Source organism: Alteromonas gracilis (assembly GCF_036870955.2).
GTDB lineage: Bacteria > Pseudomonadota > Gammaproteobacteria > Enterobacterales > Alteromonadaceae > Alteromonas > Alteromonas gracilis_A.
Genome location: NZ_CP145482.2, coordinates 440,917 through 459,064, shown reverse-complemented (window position 1 = coordinate 459,064; position 18,148 = coordinate 440,917). Strand labels below are relative to the sequence as shown.

Below are 18,148 nucleotides of genomic sequence, written 5' to 3'. Positions count from 1 at the left end.
CCATGAAGCACGTGAACATGAAGTCGAATTCGGTTTCAGTATTGGGGGCGGGGTCTTATGGCACCGCCCTTGCTTTTTGTCTTGCCCGAAATGGCAACCCAACGTTGTTGTGGGGAAGAGACGAAACGCATATCGCTGAAATGGCCGAGCATCGCGAAAACGCGCGCTATTTGCCTGGCGCCACCTTCCCAGATGCGCTAACTGTAAATGCCGATTTAGCACAGGTTGTTTCTGCAAGCCAAGACATCCTTGTGGTGGTTCCTAGCCATGCTTTTAGCGCCATGCTACATAGCCTGAAGCCACTTCTGCAAAAGCACCAGCGCGTAATATGGGCAACGAAAGGTCTAGAGCCTAAAACCGGCCGCCTTCTGCGAGATGTCGCAGAAGAAATTGTCGGTACTGACTACCCGCTAGCAGTGTTATCAGGGCCAACCTTCGCCAAAGAGATGGTAGCAGGGTTACCCACCGCTATTTCGCTGTCATCCACGGACGATGCTCTAAGTGATGAATTTGCTGCGAAGCTGCACTGTGCAAAGTCTTTCCGTGTTTATAAAAACTCGGACTTCACGGGTGTACAGCTAGGCGGTGCCGTTAAAAATGTTATCGCCATTGGCGCGGGCCTCGCTGACGGGCTAGGCTTTGGTGCTAACGCTAGAACCGCACTAATAACCCGTGGGTTAGCAGAGCTCACCCGCTTAGGCGTAAAACTAGGTGCAAATCCTGAAACCTTTATGGGCATGGCAGGACTTGGCGACCTCGTATTAACATGTACTGACAACCAGTCTCGTAACCGACGTTTTGGTTTGGCACTTGGTCAAGGCAAGAGCGTTGATGTGGCGATAGAAGAAATTGGTCAAGTGGTCGAGGGTTATCGCAACACCGAAGAAGTTCATGTTTTATCTGAAAAAGTAGGCGTAGAAATGCCCATATGTGAGCAAATTTATGCGGTACTTTATCATGGCAAATCACCTAAAGAAGCGGCGCTAGCCTTGCTTGGTCGAGACCTAAAGCAAGAAGCTTAAATTCGCTTTCAATAAAAAAGGCTGCACATTATTGGCAGCCTTTTTTAATTTCTATCGCGCACCGTCATAACCAAACTGGCGCCAGCTTTCATACACAAATACCGACACCGCATTTGATAAATTCATACTGCGACTATCTGGCAACATTGGAATACGAACGCGCTGTTCGGGTGGAAGCGCTTCTATAACGTCATTGGGTAAACCCCTTGTTTCTGGACCAAATAACAAGGCGTCGCCTTTCTTATATTGTACGTCACTGTGGAAGGCTTTACCTTTTGTGGTACAGGCAAATACACGATTGGGCTTTGCGTCTTCTAAATAGGCTTCTAAATTTGCATGTCGCTTAACGTGAGCAAACTCATGATAGTCAAGCCCTGCCCGGCGTACCCGCTTGTCATCCCAATCAAACCCAAGTGGCTCAATTAAATGCAGAGTAAACCCACTATTGGCGCATAGACGAATAATATTTCCAGTATTCGGTGGAATTTCTGGCTGATAAAGTACGATATCTAACATGCTAAATACGACCGCTAAGATAAAACAAAGGGCGCATGTTACAACAAAACGCCCTTAATGCAGACTACTCCTCTAACAAAAACTCAAACATACGCTTGAGCGTTCGCTCTCGAATATCGTCAGATTCGGTAAATAATTCGTGATAGGCTCGAGGGATAATCTCTAAGGTTGTATTGGGCATTTGCTGCGCCACACGACGCTGCTTATTATTATCAATAATACTGTCACCATCGGCACTAAATAGTAATGTGGGAGTGGTTATCGCTCGAGCGCTACTCTCGATAGTATGCATAGCCTCGTGCGCCGCTTTTAGCCACTCAGTTGTGACACCACCTAACTGTATTTCTTGTTCTTCGTCATACAGCTCGCGAAACAGCGCATAGCGAGTCTTGCTATGCGTAAGCTTATTGAGTGAATAGGGGAAAGCGATGTAAGGTGTCTGCCCAAAAAAGTAGCCTGAATCGCGTTTTTTCATTCTATTAACTGCCAGCCCGGTTCGAATAAGACCGTTTGCAAGCCAATTGGGTAAGGCGGGTTTAATGCCAAACATCGGCGATGCCAATACTGCTTTGGCAAAAAGGTTAGGCAAACGAATGAGAGTCAAGGCACCAATCGCCCCCCCATCGAATGGCACACCAACTGAAGCTCACCCTGCTGCTTAGGCTTAACGATAGTATCGACAAAGGTCACTAAATCATCGACATAATCGTCAAAGCTGGCTACATAACCGTGCTGAGGATCATGCGTCATTCTCCCAGAGAGCCCCTGCCCGCGATGATCAAGAATGAAAACGGCGAAGCCATTTTGGTACAAGTCGTAAATGAATTCTTTGTACTTCAAATAAGACTCTATCCGTCCAGAACTTACTACGATGGTTGCTTTGGGTGCTGGGGGTATGCAAAACGCGTAGCGTACTTTGACGTTGCCTTTGCCAAAAAAAGCGTCCTCAGTGACATGTTCTTGCCAAAAAGGATTAATTTGCGTAGCAAATGAGGTTGCTAAATTATGTTCAGAAGTGAACGTCCAGTTCATGGGGACACCTACGCTAACCGAATAGAGTTAATGTTTTATCGCCGTGCCAACTGTCCCAACTGAGCCGCTCATTTATGTTTCTTGAATGAAAGCGTTACTGTCAGGCCACCCGTTTTAGCTAGCTCTGCTGTTATACTCCCATGATGCAACTCAACCGCCGCTTTTGCAATGGATAAACCGAGCCCGACGCCACCGGACTCTCTTTCTCGGGCCAGTGTTGCACGATAGAAAGGGGCAAAGATGCGTTCGCACTCTTGTATTGATAAACCATCGCCATCATCAGTGATGTGGATACTCCAGTGACTCTCATCATCGCTAAAGGTGACGTCGACTGCGCTATGACAATGACGAATGGCGTTGCGCAGCACATTTTCGACAGCACGACATAACATCATGCTGTCTACCTTCACAATACTCTCAGGGACAGTGGCAATATTTAGATATTTATCGTTGTTAGCCGCTTCAAAATTGGCATCGGTAAACACATCACTAAGCACATTGCACAAAGGTATGTTTTGCAAGCTCAGTTCACCTGCTTCGGCGCGAGATAAAGCCAACAGCTGACTAATTAACGCTTCCATCCTGTCTGCTTCACGCTCAATACGCTCAAGCGTGGTGGGGTCAACATTCTGCTGGTGTGCAAGTCCCAACGCCATTTGCAAGCGTGCTAAAGGAGAGCGCAACTCATGTGATACATCGGCAAGTAAGCGTTTTTGTGCTCCCCACATAGACTCTAATTGCTCGGCCATCGTGTTAAAGTCTCGGGCAAGTTGCCCTAATTCATCTTGTCGACTGGCCGCTTTGTCTGCACGGGTTTGCCAGTCTCCGTTGGCCAATTTTTTCACCGACCCCTGAATATGTAAGATAGGGTTAGTCAGTGTTCTCGCGAAAAGCCAACTCAGCAATGTAGTGGTAAACAACGCGATAAACAGTATGAGTATGAGCGGCGGCGCCTTTTTCTCTGGCATATCAAATTTGGCTGAAAAGAGCGCATATTTCTCACCGTGGCGCTCAAAGAAAACTGGGCCAATAACTTTTACCGCTCCACGTTTAATAGCAATTGGCGAAGACTGATTCACTAAGCGCAATAAGTCGCGTTTATCGTTTTGTCGCAAAGGAGGGCCGCTGCAGCGATAAAGAGTTGTTCAGTGGAAATATTTACTGCGGCTAGTCGTCCACGTAGACCTCGCGAGCCTCGATTTAATAAATCCATTAACGGGGCATCAACAAAGCGCTGTCGTTCAAAACGCTTTGCTGTGGCTTGAAGTTCCTTGATCTCTCTTGGCTTTAGATCGACGACTTCAAGCTCTTCAAATAAAACTCGACTACCCCAAATTGCCAGTAATGCTGTTAAAATCAGCGTGATCCAAAACCAAAAAAAAAGGCGCCCCATAATGGCGCGTGTGGGGTTAATCTTTGTTAACGCGTTTTTCAGCATTACTGCACACCTACTTACTATTCAGACTTTGCCAACATATAACCAACCCCTCGGATGGTTTTGATTTTTTCATCATGGGCTACGCTAACTATTTTCTTGCGCAAATTACTAACATGCATGTCGATACTGCGGTCGAAGGTTTGCAGGGGCTTCCCCAACACTTTCAAACTTATCTCTTCTTTAGTAACGCGTTTTGCGGCATTGAGCATAAGCAACCTTAAAATTGAAAACTCGGTTGTGGTTAGTGCCAAAACCACGTCATCCACTTTAACCGACTGACTACTTGGACTCAGAAAAATGCCGTTAATGGCAAGGTCTTGTTCAATTGCTCCGCCCATTGCCGCAATGTTATGTCTGCGAACGATAGCTTTAATTCGCGCGACAAGCTCACGGTGATTAAATGGTTTCGGCAAATAATCGTCTGCCCCCATCTCAAGTCCCAGGATCCTATCGTAGTCATCGCCTCGGGCGGTAAGCATGAGCACGGGGGTTGTGTGACTAGCACGCAGCTTTTTAAGTACATCAAAGCCGTCCATTTTAGGCATCATCACATCTAACAAAATCAAATCATAATGATGTCCAGACACGGCTTCGGCAAGACCGGCTTCGCCATCGTTACAAATAGTCACTTTATAACCCATACTGGTAAGGTATGACGAAAGCATATCGGTTAACTCAAGGTCATCATCAATGACCAAGATTGATTGCAAATGATAGTCTGTACTCATAATTTTTGATTCACCTACAGCTTGATTCATGTAAGTCGCCTATAACATTATTACTCAATTAGCCCATGTGTATACCAATTCCAGTGCGTTTGGACGTCGAATTGATGCTTTAACATTTGCCTACTATATCTTTTCAGACCTTTACAATCTCGAAACGTCCTGCCCTTTACACAAGCTTTACGTTGCCTTGACTGCTTTATTTACGGGTCGCGCTATTCTTGAATTGTCCGAACAATGAGGAGACGACAATGAAAAAGTTATTTATTGCTAGCGCACTTGTTGCCGCTGTCAGTGTATGTGGACTTGCTGCTGCTAAATCAGCAAGCCACGAGATGCGTCACCATCAACCAATTAAAATGATGATAAAGCACCTGCGTGGTTTATCACTTACTGAGACACAGCGAGACGAAATTAAAACGCTGGTTTCTAACTTCAGAAGTGCCAACCCTCGACCTTCATTTGATGATATCGAGCGCGAGGGTTTTGCATTGGCAACCGCGACTGAAGCTGAGCTTATTGAGTTTGTAACCGAGAAAATGACGGCTAAGGAAGATAAGTTTTTTGCCCTTGCCCAGTTGCGACACAACATTTTTAATGTTCTAACGCCCGAACAGCAAACGCTAATGCTTGAGAAAGAAGCAAAACGTGAAGCGAAACGCGAAGCGCGTCAAGACAGTATGGCGCGTCGAGATGCACGCTTTTCAAAAGGTAGCGAACGTATGCGCGGCCATCACGGACCTTTCAAAGGACTGGATCTGACCGATGAGCAAAAAGCAGAGCTTGTGGCGTTAAAAGAAGAAGCTAAAGTAGCAATGCAATCTCATCGAGAAACAATGCGAAACTTTAAAGATGCACAGCAAACACTTATTCGAAGTGATGCGTTTTCAGAAGATGCGTTTGATGCGCTTGTCGCACAGTATAAAGATGACTTGGTCAGCGCTGCTGTTGAGAAAGCGAAGCAACGTCAAGCTATGTTCGCAGTGCTAACGGATGAGCAGCAAGCTCTATTGAAAGCGAAACGCACCGAGGAGCGAGAGCTTCGCGAGATGTTTAGACCCAACTAGTCAATTAACGGTTGCGGTGCATGTTATAAAAAACGGATATGCACCGCGATTGTTTTACCCTTCAAACTTATTTTTCGCATGAGATAAACCACGCAAGCATAGTGAAAGCGTGATTTTTTACTAGGTTTCAAACCATCAAAAATTCGGTTTTACTGGTTTGTAGTCTGCAGACAGAAATAGCGGTGATGTCACTACTAAGTCCGCGGTAGCCGGGGTACAGGCAACGGGGACGTTCCAAACTGAACACAACCGTAATAACGCCTTAACATCAGGGTCGTGGGGCGCTGCATTTAGCGGGTCCCAAAAGAAAAATAGCGCGTCCAACTTGCCTTCGGCTATCAGCGCACCAATTTGCTGATCGCCACCAAGAGGCCCACTTTTGAACCGTGTTACTTCTAACCCTGTTTCATTTGCTATAAGCCCCCCAGTTGTTCCTGTGGCGACTAAATCGCACTGCTTCAACGTCTCAATGTGTTGATTTACCCACGCAAGCAACTCAGGCTTTTTATGATCATGGGCAACTAGCGCCAACGTTAATCTACTCATCTTATTATCCGTTTCAGGTCGAAATTGGTTCTAATGACAAATACACAGTCATGTGCCTAGTATAAATATTCAATTTTATTACCAGCGCTGTCAACTTATTGTCATAACTTTGTATTTATTGTGCTTTAGGACGTTAACTCACAATCTAGCGCGTATATTTGACCATACACGATCAAAATATTTATACATTTACATTGCATAAACATTCAAAATGAATAAACTAGTAGACGGTTAAAGCATCTAGCCCAATATTTGGGTTAATCGAAATAGGAACTTGTGATGACACAACCAACTCACGCTATTGATTATCTAGTCAACAGCGATAAAGAGTTAACCTCTCCCCTGGTTGGCTGCGTGATGCATAGCGCGCGACGACGCGCATATTCGTCTATGCTTTTGCGTTAGCACACTTTTTACCTTTGTGATGTGGTAGCGGTTAGGCAAAGGAATACGCCCAATCAGTTCACAAAGGTAAAAAGTGATTTTTTTCTCCCTTTATTGAATTTTTAGTTATGTATAACGTTGCAATTATTGGTGCCAGTGGTTACACAGGAGCACAGCTTGTTCAGCTGGTGTTACAACACCCTGCACTCGTATTAAAAGGTACTTTTGTATCAGAAAATAGCGTGGATGCAGATAAGTCCATTGCCCAGCTGCATGGCAATCTTGCGCACGTAAATGCGGTACTTACACCTATTTCAGATGAAGCGCTCTTGGAGCTGTCACAAAGTGTAGATTTTGTCTTTTTGGCGACACCTCACGAGGCTAGCCATGACTGGATGCCAACGCTGACGTCAGGTAAAGCTAAGGTACTTGACCTATCAGGTGCATTTAGGCTGCAAGATACTGACGTGTTTGCGCAGTTTTATGGCTTCGCCCACACTCAAGTAGAAAGCCTTAATAAAGCGGTTTACGGCCTTGCCGAATGGTATGCCAGTGAAATCGCTAATGCCGATATTATTGCCGTACCGGGCTGCTACCCTACGGCCAGTTTAAGTGCGCTTAAGCCACTGGTAAGCAGTCATTTGCTTGATGATAGCGTTAGACCCGTTATCAATGCCGTATCGGGAGTATCCGGTGCTTGTGAGAAAAGCCAGCCTAACCACCAGCTTTTTTGAAGTGAGCCTGCAAGCCTATGGCGTGTTAGGGCATCGCCACACGCCAGAGATAGAAGCCTATTTGGGTACACCTGTGATTTTCACTCCACATCTAGGTAATTTCAAACGCGGCATATTGGCAACCATTACCGTTAAAGTAAAAGCGGGCGTAACCCAAGTCCAGCTTGAACAAGCATATACCCAGGCCTATGCTGATAAGCCTATTGTACGTTTGCGTGACAGTTTTCCTAAAATCGATGATGTCGCGCACACCCCGTTTGTTGATTTGCATTGGAAGCTAGATGAAACGTCGGGATATGCTGTGATTACAGCAGCGATAGATAACGTCATGAAAGGCGCGGCATCACAAGCTATTCAATGCCTGAACATAATGACAGCGCAGCCAATAGAAACAGGGTTAGTACTATGAGCCATTCTCCTATTGTTATAAAAGTTGGCGGAGCATTACTTGATGATGCGCCAGCTATGGCCCGTTTATTTTTGAGCATCAAAGAAGTACAAACTGCACGGCCCGTTGTTGTGGTACACGGCGGTGGACCATTAGTTGAAACACTCATGGCAAGTCTTGGGCTGCAAAGTACTAAAATTGATGGGCTACGCGTTACCCCTGATGAACACATGCCGTATATCTGTGGCGCTTTAGCAGGGTCGGCCAATAAGCAATTGTGCGCCGCCGCCATCGCCAGTGGTTTAACGCCAGTGGGTCTGTCGCTGCTAGATGGCAATATGGTGGTCTGCGAGCCGCTAGCAGATCAATACGGTGCGGTAGGTGTGCCGTCAACTGCAGATGCAGCGTTTCTCAAGAACGTACTCGCGCAGCATACCCTACCTATAATTAGCTCGATCGGTTCAAGCCCCCAGGGCAGATTACTTAACGTTAATGCCGACCAAGCTGCAACGGTAATCGCTGAGCTTCTAGATGCTGAATTGCTACTACTCTCTAACGTAGATGGCGTGTTAGACGCGGAAAAAATGCTGATACGCGAACTTGATGCACAAAGCATTGCACACTATGCTTATGAGGGCGTGATCACTGACGGTATGAAAGTAAAAGTCGATGCGGCTCTTGCTTCTGCAGACACACTTCAACGTCCCGTATTTATTGCCAGCTGGATAGCTGACATCGCCGATATTCTTAACCAAAACACAGGTACACAAATAAGACCTACAAATGCTGCAAATGCGAAAGCGCAGCAAGCTGGAGACGTATAATGAAACAGGACCTACTTACCTTTGCAGACTGGACTCCAGATGCAATGCAACAGTTGCTGCAACTAGCAGTAGAAATTAAACAAGCACCCGCAAGCTACAGTAATGTACTGGCGGGTAAGTCTGTGGTTGCCCTGTTTGAGAAACCGTCTCTACGCACCCGCGTGAGCTTTGATATTGGTATTAATAAGCTTGGTGGCCACATGGTGTATTTAGATGTGCAATCGGGCAAATTGGCTGGTCGTGAAGATGCTGTTGATACCGCGGCAAACTTAGCCTGCTGGGCCGATGCCATTGTGGCGCGCGTTTTCTCTCATACTACCCTAGAAACCTTTTCTAAAGCCGCGAATGTACCGATGATCAATGCACTTTGCGATAAATATCATCCATGCCAAGGACTTGCTGACTACCTCACTATGTTTGAACGTTTCGGCAAGACCGAAGGATTAACCATGGCGTACGTGGGTGACGGTAACAACGTGACACATTCGTTGCTAATTGTGGGCGCACTACTTGGCTGCAACCAAGTAGTAGTTACGCCAAAAGGTCACGAAGCAGATGCTGACATTGTGGCGCAAGCGCAAGCTATTGCAGATAAAACAGGTGTGTCTATTGTGCAAAGCCATGACTTAAGTGCCGCTAACGGTGCAGATGTCATTTATACCGACACGTGGCTATCTATGGGTGATGACACACCACTTGCAGACATAAAAGAGAAATTTGCACCGTATCAGGTGAATGAAGCGCTGATGGAGGCGACGGGCGCAAGCTACGTAATGCATTGCCAACCCGCCCATCGCGATTTAGAAATTACAGGCTCGTTGATTGATAGTGATAAGTCGCTGTTGATGCAGCAAGCCGAAAATAGAATGCATGGCCAGAACGCCATTCTTACTCAATTACTTAGCGCCTAGCAAGACGCATAAAAAGACGCTTAAGAGGATTACTTAGATGCAAAACGTTAAAAAAATTGTGCTGGCCTACTCTGGCGGGCTTGATACTTCAGCCATCATCCCATGGCTTAAAGAAAACTATGGCTGTGAAGTTGTCGCGTTTGCGGCAGATGTTGGTCAAGGCGATGAAGAGCTTGAGGGCCTTCATGAAAAAGCCATCGCATCGGGCGCAAGTGAGTGCCACATTGTTGACTTGAAAGAAGAGTTTGTTAGCGAGTATATCTTCCCGACCATTACAACTGGCGCGGTATACGAAGGTGAGTACTTGCTTGGCACATCAATGGCGCGTCCAGTGATTGCGAAAGCACAAGTCGAGATTGCACGTAAAGTAGGTGCTGATGCCCTTTGCCATGGCTGCACAGGTAAAGGTAACGATCAAGTGCGTTTTGAAAGCACCTTTGCCGCGCTTGCCCCTGATCTAACCGTTATTGCACCGTGGCGTGAATGGGATATGGTGAGCCGTGAAGACCTACTTGCTTACCTTGCTGAGCGCAATATTCCAACTACGGCGTCAGCAACGAAGATTTACAGCCGCGATGCAAATGCATGGCACATCTCACATGAAGGTGGCGAGCTTGAGGATCCATGGCAAGAGCCAACCAAACAAGTGTGGACCATGACTGTCGACCCTGAAGATGCGCCAGATACCCCAGAGCGTGTAACGCTGTCTTTCAACGAAGGGAAGCTGACCCATGTTGATGGTGAAGCACTGTCTCCGTATCAGGCGTTAGTAAAATTAAACACCGTTGCCGCGGCGCATGGTGTTGGACGTATCGATATTGTTGAAAACCGTCTTGTCGGCATGAAGTCGCGCGGCTGCTATGAAACCCCTGGGGGCACCGTACTACTTAAAGCTTATAAAGCTCTTGAAACAATGGTGCTTGATAAAGCAGCGCTTAAGTATCGCGAGCAAATTGGTCTTGAATTTTCGCATGTGATGTACGACGGCCGTTGGTTTACTGCGCTTAACGATGCGCTATTAGCGGGTGCTGCCTCGTTTGCCCAAAAAGTCACTGGCGATATCGTGGTTAAGTTATACAAAGGACAAGCAACGGTAACGCAGCGTCGTTCGCCTAACAGCCTTTACTCTGAAGACTTCGCTACCTTTGGTGCCGATGACGTTTACGACCAAAAACACGCTGAAGGCTTTATTCGCCTGTTCAGTCTTTCAAGTCGTATAGCGGCGCTTAAAAACCAAGGTTAATAGTGTAGGTATCAAAAGCATTTAAGGAGCATCACATGGCGTTGTGGGGTGGTCGGTTTGAATCCGGTGCAAGTAGTATGTTTAAACAGGTTAACGACTCGCTGCCGTTTGACCAGGTTATGGCAAGCCAAGATATTCAAGGCTCTATAAGCTGGTCGCGCGCCTTGCAAAAAGCAGGCGTACTGACGGCTGACGAGCAAGCACAACTTGAAGGCGCACTTAGCGAGTTAAAAGCACACGTCGAAGCGGGTGAATTAGATTTCAACGCGTCAAGCGAAGAAGACATTCATAGCTTTGTGGAAGCTGCGCTAATTGAGAAGCTTGGTGACATTGGCCGTAAACTTCATACTGGGCGCAGCCGTAACGACCAAGTAGCCACCGACTTTCGTCTGTGGGTACGCGAGCATATTGCCTCATTGCGCGATGATGTACTGGGTGTTATTAAGTCACTGCTTAATGCCGCAAGCCGTCACCAGGAAGCCATTATTCCGGGTTATACCCATCTACAGCGTGCACAGCCTATTCACTTTGCGCACTGGTGCTTAGCTTACGTAGAAATGTTAAAGCGTGATTTAAGCCGTTTAGATGACTTAAAAGTACGAATGAACCAGTGTCCTCTCGGCTCAGGCGCCTTGGCAGGCACTACCTTCCCCGTGGACCGCCACGCTATTGCTGAGGAGCTTGGTTTCGACTCACCATGCCTCAATAGCTTAGATGCTGTGTCTGATAGAGATTTTGTGCTGGAACTTTTGTTTGTAGCAAGCACCAGCATGATGCACTTATCACGCCTTGCCGAAGATATGATTTTCTATAACTCAGGTGAAGCGGGCTTTCTGCAATTGGGCGACAGCGTGACGTCTGGTTCATCTCTGATGCCACAGAAGAAAAACCCTGATGCCCTTGAGCTTATGCGCGGTAAATGCGGTCGCGTATTTGGGTCGCTACAAGCCCTACTGGTTACTATGAAAGGCCTTCCCCTTGCCTACAATAAAGACATGCAAGAGGACAAAGAGGGCGCGATTGATACGGTAAATCAGTGGCATATTTGTTTGTGTATTGCCAGTGAAGTGCTGGACTCACTACAACTTAACGAAGAGCGCTGCCGTGTTGCGGCAACCCAAGGCTTCTCTAACGCAACTGAACTGGCTGACTACCTGGTAGGTAAAGGCGTGCCTTTTAGAACCGGTCACGATATTGCCGGGCGTGTGGTGCTTCAAGCCATTGATAAAGGCTGCGCAATTGAAGATTTACCACTTAGCGATATGCAAGCTATTTGCGACAAGATAGAAGACGATGTTTACCCAGTGCTTCAACTGGAATACGGCGTTAACCAGCGCAATATTTTAGGTGGCACTAGCAAAGAAACAGTGACAAAAGCGCTGTATCAAGAGCTGGAAAACTTGGATAAACAAGGCTAGTAGCAAAGGACACGCAAATGGTATTAGCACATCACGATGGTATTAAACTGTTTCGCAGTTCACTGCCTTACATAAACGCGCATCAGGGAAAAACCTTTGTGCTAATGTTCGGTGGCGAAGCCATTGAACACCCAAACTTCCCCAATATTATCCACGACATTGCCCTTCTCAATAGTTTGGGCGTGCGCGTTGTGGTAGTACATGGTGCTCGCCCTCAAATTGATCAGCGTGTGGCACTTCGCAATATTGAGGGCCGTTTTGATAGTGGTGTGCGTATTACCGACAAGCAAACTCTTGAGTGCGTAAAAGATGCCGCAGGCTCTGTGCGCTCTCAGGTTGAAGCGCTACTTACCATGGGGTTGCCGAATTCGCCCATGCATGGCTCCCAAATTCGGGTGTGCTCAGGCAACTTGGTAGTGGCAAAGCCTATGGGCGTGCGCAATGGGGTAGACTTTGAGAATACCGGCCTTGTGCGCCGCATTGACACCACCGGTATTAATGACCATCTTAACGACGGCTCTATTGTTCTGCTCTCGCCAATGGGCTACTCATCAACAGGTGAAGTGTTTAATCTGTCTCACGAAGATGTGGCAACACAAGCCGCTATAGCACTTAAGGCAGACAAGCTCATTGTGTTTTCCAACTTCGACGGTATTTACAACCGTGAAGGTAGACTACTGCGTACTATCGAGCGTCCGCAGCTAGAGCAACTTATGATGGCTGGCGACATCACCACAGAGGACACTGTACTTAGCGCACTGACCACCAGCGTCGCAGCCGGCGTTCCTCGTGCTCACTGCATCAGCTTTGAGCAAGACGGAGCTCTGCTACAAGAACTGTTTACTCGCGACGGTACGGGATCGCTAGTAATGGAGCATCATTATGAGCAGCTGCGTGCTGCCACTATTGATGACGTGGGTGGCATTTTAAAATTGATTAAGCCCTTAGAAGAAAGCGGCGTGCTTGTGAAACGCTCTCGCGAGCGTTTAGAGAACGAGATTAATCAGTTTATTGTGATTGTACGTGACGGCATGATCATCGCCTGTGCAGCGCTTTATCTCTACCCTGAAGATGGCTGTGCTGAGCTTGCATGTGTTGCAACACATCAGGATTATCGCGGTAAAAACCGTGGAGAGCGCATTCTTGATGAAGTTCGACTACGTGCGAAAGAAGCAGACATTAATCGTATTTTTGTGCTTACCACAGTGACTGCACACTGGTTTTTGGAGCAAGGTTTTGAGCCTGCCGATATCAGCGCACTGCCCTCTGTAAAAAAAGAACTCTATAACTTTCAGCGCAACTCAAAGGTGTTTACGTTACCAGTGTAACCAAACACCTAAAATAGTTTTCATTTAGCACTATCCCAATGCCTTGTAAGCGGTTATATTAAAAACTCTAGTATTGAATAACAAATTTTAAATCAGTGGTTTACTAGTGTTATCCCGTCTAAAAAGCGCATTACAACGATACTTACTTCTCGATAGCGAGCATCTTAATACCACAGATGCAAGCATTTGGCGTTTGAGCGTACTTCGCATAATCTTATTGGTGGGAGTGGTTTTAACGTCTGCTATCGTAATTCACTCTTCTTATACCGCCTACATGAAGGGCATGTATCACGTTCTCGTGCTTACTATTGGCTTTTCTTTGCTGCTATATGCAACGTTAGCCATCAAGAAACCGCAAGTAAAACTTGCCTCCTATAGCCTTGTTAGCACAATTGTCGCGGCGTCTTTCTGTATTGTGTTTTTTACAGTTGACTTCACCATAGCCCGTTACGGATTTTTGTTGCTGTTTACGCTACCTATCATTGTCAGGTTAATGTATGGCACCAAGGCATCTGTTTTGGTCATGTTATTTAACATTGTTCCCTACATGTTGCTTATTAATAACAAGCCGCTTTCACCGCTTGCTGGCATAGATATTACTTTACCCGAAACGCATACTTACATTGCATCACTGCTATTTTTGTTCTTTAACTTTTGTATTCCGCTGGCCGTTTTACGCGTAATGTCATCGCTGGAAAAGCAGTCTTCAAGCAACCTCCAACAAAGTCGAAAGCTCAACAAATTAGTGCACCAGTATCAGGAAATTTTTAACAACGGAGGTACGCCCTCTTTTTTCTGTGATGAGCAAGGGCGTATATTGCAGGCAAACAGAGCTGGGCGAAAACTGATACGCAAATTTAAAAGAGCACAGCATGCGCACGCGGATAACATAGAAGATATATTTGAGCTATCTTCGCCTTTTGGAAAAGGTAAAAATCAGCCAGCGACCATTAAGGGCAACTCAGATTGCGAGTTTATTTTGCAATTTGCCAGTTTAACACACCACCAAAAGCAGCTTATTCATTGCCATGACGTATCGTCGATGAAAAAAAGTACGCGCGAGCTAGATGCTATTCGCAAGCAACAGTTTGAAAAGCTGTATACTAACGAGCTTACTTTACTTAAGAACCATAATTATTGGCGTAAATCTGACGCAGAAGATACCATTATCAATAAACATGTGGTGTTACTGAAGTTAAGCAACCTGCGTGATATCAACTTACGCTACGGCCATTCAGTTGGCGATGATGTTCTACGCGATGTCGCATCACAACTTAAAGAAGTAGTACCTTCTTCCGTTGAGCTATATCATTTTCCTGGCGCTAAATTTCTTTTCGCTTTACCTAATTTACAACTGACTGGCCAGAATATAGAGACGTGGTTAAGTCGCCAACTTCCTCGATATTCAATTATCAGCCTAGGTAACGAAGACAGAAACTTTCAGCTAGAATGGCGCGCTGGTTATGCAACTCCCACCAAAGAAATCAGCCCTGACACAGCGGTGGAATGCTGCACAATTGCGCTTAGCCAGTGTACGTACCAAATGCCTTTTGTACCATTTAGTGCGAATGCTGTGAGAGTTATCAGAGAAAACACACAGCATAAAGACAAGGTTAAGTCACTGCTCGATACTGGCTGCCTAGCACTGTTTCTTCAACCGCAAGTCGATACCGAAGAAAATGTAGTGAGCTACGAGGTGCTTGCAAGACTTAATGATCGCGCCAGCAATAATATCCTTCAGCTTAGCTCAATTTATCCCAGTGGTCGAAGAAAACGGCTGGGAAATACTTTTTACCCAAAAAGTGATTGATGGCACCGTCGAACTTATTACTTCGTGGCCCAAAAACCTGCCATTCGCGCCACTTGCCATTAACTTGTCAGGTCCAGAGCTATTAAGTGACGTTTTCTACGAAAAGCTGCTTAGACGGTTCTCAGAAAACCCTGTGCTATGTAAGCAAATAAAGCTCGAGCTTACCGAAACCTCTGTGCTTGCAAGTCATAATGAAACCAAGCGACGTCTTAAGTCACTGGCCAACATTGGTGCCACGATTATCATTGATGATTTTGGTACTGGGCATGCCTCTCTTTCTCAGCTCATCGACATGTCTGCCTCTGTTTTAAAAATTGACAGAGAATTTATTGAGAGTATCGAAACCTCTGAAAGGCACAGAAAAATTGTTGAAATGACGGTGAATCTTGCCAAGAGTTTAAATATGAAAACTGTGGCTGAAGGCGTTGAAACAATAACGCAATTTGAAGTATTACAGGTCATGGGAGTGACCATGTTTCAGGGTTATCTTTTTGGTAAACCCGCCCCCGTGTCACATTGGGTTGGTCAGGAATCTATACACGCTCATCACGCAATAAAATAGTTTTCCCATTGCAATTTTGCTCGCAAGAAGCTTTACTGGTTTGACCAGTCAAAAGAGATAAAAGTAGGCCTTTTTGTGAACAGTATTTCATCTAAAGACATCGCTATAGTGTGCAGCGACAGTACACGTTTAGCTGCCACATTGTTCTTACCTCAATCTTCGGCAAAAGGCGCTATAATGATTGGCCCTGCCACTGGCATAAAACGCCAGTTTTACCATGCTTTTGCCACTTATTTATGCGAACAGGGTTTTGGTGTCATTACCTTTGATAATCGAGGTATTGGTGAATCAGCTCACTCAACAGTAAGTAAAAGTGACGCTTCATTAATTAAATGGGGCGAGCAAGATATGCCAGCCGTGCTTGAAACACTCAAAGTGACTTTCCCCAACGTACATTATTTTCTAGTAGGCCACAGTGCTGGCGGGCAACTACTCGGCCTTATGCACAACGTGCACGATTTAACTGCGTTTTGTAACTTTGGCAGTTCATCAGGCAGTTTGCGCAACATGCGAAAGAGTTATTTGCTTAAAGCGCATTTCTTTATGAATTTTTATATACCCGTGAGTAATCTTCTATTTGGTCACACTAAATCTCAGTGGGTGGGGATGGGAGAGCCGCTACCTAAAAAAGTAGCGCGCCAATGGCAGCATTGGTGTAACGGGAGTGGCTACGTGAAAACGGCGTTTGGTAATGATGTAAAAACGCATCACTACGACAATATTTCGCTGCCGTCAAAGTGGATGCTAGCCACCGACGATGATATTGCTAACATCGCCAACGTACATGACATGATAAGCGTATTTCCAAATATGGAAGCAGAAGTAGAAGAGCTCGAACCACAAGCACATGGTGTCAACGAAATTGGCCACATGAAGTTTTTCTCTCGAAAATGCCAGCACTTGTGGCCAAAAGTTTCAGACTACTTTAATCAGTACCTGTAGCGCTACCCCAGCGTATAAACACGGCCGATATTGGCGGGGATCTTCCCGCCACAATGCTGAGCAAAGTCCTCAGCAAGCGCTTCAAGCCCGCTACGCTCTTCAACCTTAAGCCACGCATTACTCCACGCAATTGCTTTGAAAATAAAGGCGCTGCTTTGTTTAGTAAATTCAGCGGGGCCTATTTCAGCGACAAGCTGTTATATGTGGGCTGGCGCAAAAATGAACGTATTGTCTGTTTGCTCTTGATCAGTCACATCATGCCAATGTGTTAGCCCTACTTGTATGTAGCGCATGTTTTGTTGGCCGATATATTCTGTAAGCGCTTCTTTCACTTTTGCACTTCCCGACATATCAACAACCACACTGGGCACCATAGGAAGTGAAGCAAGGTCGTCGTAACTAATGACCTCATCGTAGACATCGACACGTTTTACCATGCCCACGTGTTTTCTTGATGTAATACCAGTAGCGCTTATCCCCTTTTCTTTTAGCGCAAAAGCAAGCCCCATGCTGGTTTTACTAGACGCACTCACAATAACAACTTGCTCGCGTTGCGCTACGTCTATGGCACTGACCGCCTCCCACAGGCAATATGAGGTAATAAATAGCGGCCATAACAACATTTGCAGATTGTACTGATGATGCTGAGAACTATCAGGCTTCCCATTACTCGCAGGAAGTAAGCGATAAAGGTTGTACCCTTGCGGCAGCGGCAATCTGTAGCTACTGCACAAGGGGCGGGTATGTCGACTATTGGCATATACAGCCACTTCAAAGGTAAGCAAGGTATTTTAGACGCCCTCTATATCGAAGGTTTCGAGCTGGTAGAAGCAGAAATGAATGCCGCTGTTGGCAATACACCCGCAGAAAGAGTGATTAACGGCTGCGAAAGAATACTGACATTTTCAGAAACTCACGCGGCTCACTACCGTCTTATTTTTGCGTCTAATGTAAAAGACTACACACCTTCAGATGACGCAATTGCCGTCGGTCAAAAAGCCTTTATTACGTTGACAAAACTAACTGCGACTCTGGTTAAAAAGGACTTATCTGTAGAAGAAAAGCAAGATATCGCCATGCAGATTTGGGCGTTCAATCACGGTTACATTACGCTGAATCAGCATGAGATCAGCAATCGAATAGCATGGTACAATTGGAAGGAGCGAGCACTTCAGGCCATTAGACTCCATGTTTATGCGCTAGTTGCAACGCAATAGCACTCCCCCTCATAAGAAGGGGTGAGCACTATGATGGCTGA

General features: G+C 46.0%; 17 protein-coding genes and 2 pseudogenes. 12 read left to right on the top strand and 7 right to left on the bottom strand.

All coding sequences use genetic code 11. From position 1 onward, the window contains the following. Positions 1-2: 2 nt before the first annotated feature. Positions 3-1,022: an NAD(P)H-dependent glycerol-3-phosphate dehydrogenase gene (gene gpsA, locus V6N89_RS02165; RefSeq protein ID WP_431189759.1), complete on the top strand. Its 1,020-nt coding sequence runs from the start codon at positions 3-5 to the stop codon at positions 1,020-1,022. Between the two features lie 51 nt (positions 1,023-1,073). On the opposite strand, the gene trmL is transcribed toward gpsA, so the two are convergent. From trmL to V6N89_RS02140, 5 genes and pseudogenes are all read right to left on the bottom strand, one after another. Continuing rightward, positions 1,074-1,538: a tRNA (uridine(34)/cytosine(34)/5-carboxymethylaminomethyluridine(34)-2'-O)-methyltransferase TrmL gene (gene trmL / locus V6N89_RS02160; RefSeq protein ID WP_338519922.1), complete on the bottom strand. Its 465-nt coding sequence runs from the start codon at positions 1,536-1,538 to the stop codon at positions 1,074-1,076. 64 nt (positions 1,539-1,602) lie between these two features. Further along, positions 1,603-2,570, bottom strand: a pseudogene (locus V6N89_RS02155) (alpha/beta fold hydrolase). Positions 2,571-2,638: 68 nt separating this feature from the next. Next, positions 2,639-3,685 (bottom strand): ATP-binding protein, encoded by a 1,047-nt coding sequence (locus tag V6N89_RS02150; RefSeq protein ID WP_346993346.1) that lies wholly within the window; start codon positions 3,683-3,685, stop codon positions 2,639-2,641. Continuing rightward, positions 3,649-4,008, bottom strand: coding sequence for a hypothetical protein (locus V6N89_RS02145; RefSeq protein WP_338519920.1), 360 nt, complete (start codon positions 4,006-4,008; stop codon positions 3,649-3,651). The genes V6N89_RS02150 and V6N89_RS02145 overlap by 37 nt, the downstream gene beginning before the upstream one ends. Before the next feature lie 17 nt (positions 4,009-4,025). Then, positions 4,026-4,766, bottom strand: a complete 741-nt coding sequence (locus V6N89_RS02140; RefSeq protein ID WP_346993345.1) for a response regulator transcription factor — start codon at positions 4,764-4,766, stop codon at positions 4,026-4,028. A gap of 218 nt (positions 4,767-4,984) precedes the next feature. Between V6N89_RS02140 and V6N89_RS02135 the strand changes: the two genes are divergently transcribed. Beyond that, the gene (locus V6N89_RS02135) at positions 4,985-5,800 is read left to right on the top strand and encodes a Spy/CpxP family protein refolding chaperone (protein ID WP_338519919.1); all 816 of its coding nucleotides are present in this window, start codon (positions 4,985-4,987) and stop codon (positions 5,798-5,800) included. A gap of 135 nt (positions 5,801-5,935) precedes the next feature. Here V6N89_RS02135 and V6N89_RS02130 read toward each other — a convergent pair whose 3' ends face one another. Continuing rightward, entirely contained in the window at positions 5,936-6,346 is a 411-nt protein-coding gene (locus V6N89_RS02130) for a methylglyoxal synthase (RefSeq protein WP_338519918.1), read from the bottom strand. A 512-nt stretch (positions 6,347-6,858) separates the two neighbouring features. Here V6N89_RS02130 and argC point away from each other — a divergent pair. The 9 genes and pseudogenes from argC (at position 6,859) to V6N89_RS02085 (ending at position 16,890) form a co-directional block, all read left to right on the top strand. Beyond that, positions 6,859-7,873: pseudogene (gene argC / locus V6N89_RS02125) on the top strand (N-acetyl-gamma-glutamyl-phosphate reductase). Then, positions 7,870-8,676 carry an acetylglutamate kinase gene (argB, locus tag V6N89_RS02120; RefSeq protein WP_346993344.1) on the top strand — a complete coding sequence of 269 codons (807 nt, stop codon included), beginning with the start codon at positions 7,870-7,872 and terminating at the stop codon, positions 8,674-8,676. Before argC ends, argB begins: the two are co-directional and overlap by 4 nt. Continuing rightward, on the top strand, positions 8,676-9,587 hold the full coding sequence (locus tag V6N89_RS02115) for an ornithine carbamoyltransferase (protein ID WP_346993343.1): 912 nt from the start codon (positions 8,676-8,678) through the stop codon (positions 9,585-9,587). The genes argB and V6N89_RS02115 overlap by 1 nt, the downstream gene beginning before the upstream one ends. Positions 9,588-9,624: 37 nt before the next feature. Then, positions 9,625-10,830: an argininosuccinate synthase gene (locus V6N89_RS02110; protein WP_226433351.1), complete on the top strand. Its 1,206-nt coding sequence runs from the start codon at positions 9,625-9,627 to the stop codon at positions 10,828-10,830. 35 nt (positions 10,831-10,865) lie between these two features. Beyond that, positions 10,866-12,248, top strand: a complete 1,383-nt coding sequence (argH, locus tag V6N89_RS02105) for an argininosuccinate lyase (protein WP_346993342.1) — start codon at positions 10,866-10,868, stop codon at positions 12,246-12,248. 17 nt (positions 12,249-12,265) lie between these two features. Continuing rightward, the gene (argA, locus tag V6N89_RS02100; RefSeq protein WP_346993341.1) at positions 12,266-13,576 is read left to right on the top strand and encodes an amino-acid N-acetyltransferase; all 1,311 of its coding nucleotides are present in this window, start codon (positions 12,266-12,268) and stop codon (positions 13,574-13,576) included. A 106-nt stretch (positions 13,577-13,682) separates the two neighbouring features. After that, positions 13,683-15,386 (top strand): GGDEF domain-containing protein, encoded by a 1,704-nt coding sequence (locus tag V6N89_RS02095; RefSeq protein ID WP_338519917.1) that lies wholly within the window; start codon positions 13,683-13,685, stop codon positions 15,384-15,386. Next, the gene (locus V6N89_RS02090) at positions 15,337-15,948 is read left to right on the top strand and encodes an EAL domain-containing protein (protein ID WP_338519916.1); all 612 of its coding nucleotides are present in this window, start codon (positions 15,337-15,339) and stop codon (positions 15,946-15,948) included. Before V6N89_RS02095 ends, V6N89_RS02090 begins: the two co-directional genes overlap by 50 nt. Before the next feature lie 75 nt (positions 15,949-16,023). Then, positions 16,024-16,890 (top strand): alpha/beta hydrolase family protein, encoded by an 867-nt coding sequence (locus tag V6N89_RS02085; RefSeq protein ID WP_338519915.1) that lies wholly within the window; start codon positions 16,024-16,026, stop codon positions 16,888-16,890. 197 nt (positions 16,891-17,087) lie between these two features. On the opposite strand, the gene V6N89_RS02080 is transcribed toward V6N89_RS02085, so the two are convergent. After that, entirely contained in the window at positions 17,088-17,606 is a 519-nt protein-coding gene (locus tag V6N89_RS02080) for a DUF2855 family protein (protein WP_338519914.1), read from the bottom strand. A 27-nt stretch (positions 17,607-17,633) separates the two neighbouring features. Between V6N89_RS02080 and V6N89_RS02075 the strand changes: the two genes are divergently transcribed. Then, positions 17,634-18,107 carry a TetR-like C-terminal domain-containing protein gene (locus tag V6N89_RS02075; protein WP_346993340.1) on the top strand — a complete coding sequence of 158 codons (474 nt, stop codon included), beginning with the start codon at positions 17,634-17,636 and terminating at the stop codon, positions 18,105-18,107. Positions 18,108-18,148 lie beyond the last annotated feature (41 nt).

What these genes read in the sequence shown, in the direction of transcription:
- gpsA (WP_431189759.1), top strand. Translation starts at nt 3, where the DNA reads ATGAAGCACGTGAACATGAAGTCGAATTCGGTTTCAGTATTGGGGGCG.
- trmL (WP_338519922.1), bottom strand. Translation starts at nt 1,538, where the DNA reads ATGTTAGATATCGTACTTTATCAGCCAGAAATTCCACCGAATACTGGA.
- V6N89_RS02145 (WP_338519920.1), bottom strand. Translation starts at nt 4,008, where the DNA reads ATGCTGAAAAACGCGTTAACAAAGATTAACCCCACACGCGCCATTATG.
- V6N89_RS02140 (WP_346993345.1), bottom strand. Translation starts at nt 4,766, where the DNA reads ATGAATCAAGCTGTAGGTGAATCAAAAATTATGAGTACAGACTATCAT.
- V6N89_RS02135 (WP_338519919.1), top strand. Translation starts at nt 4,985, where the DNA reads ATGAAAAAGTTATTTATTGCTAGCGCACTTGTTGCCGCTGTCAGTGTA.
- V6N89_RS02130 (WP_338519918.1), bottom strand. Translation starts at nt 6,346, where the DNA reads ATGAGTAGATTAACGTTGGCGCTAGTTGCCCATGATCATAAAAAGCCT.
- argB (WP_346993344.1), top strand. Translation starts at nt 7,870, where the DNA reads ATGAGCCATTCTCCTATTGTTATAAAAGTTGGCGGAGCATTACTTGAT.
- V6N89_RS02115 (WP_346993343.1), top strand. Translation starts at nt 8,676, where the DNA reads ATGAAACAGGACCTACTTACCTTTGCAGACTGGACTCCAGATGCAATG.
- V6N89_RS02110 (WP_226433351.1), top strand. Translation starts at nt 9,625, where the DNA reads ATGCAAAACGTTAAAAAAATTGTGCTGGCCTACTCTGGCGGGCTTGAT.
- argH (WP_346993342.1), top strand. Translation starts at nt 10,866, where the DNA reads ATGGCGTTGTGGGGTGGTCGGTTTGAATCCGGTGCAAGTAGTATGTTT.
- argA (WP_346993341.1), top strand. Translation starts at nt 12,266, where the DNA reads ATGGTATTAGCACATCACGATGGTATTAAACTGTTTCGCAGTTCACTG.
- V6N89_RS02075 (WP_346993340.1), top strand. Translation starts at nt 17,634, where the DNA reads ATGTCGACTATTGGCATATACAGCCACTTCAAAGGTAAGCAAGGTATT.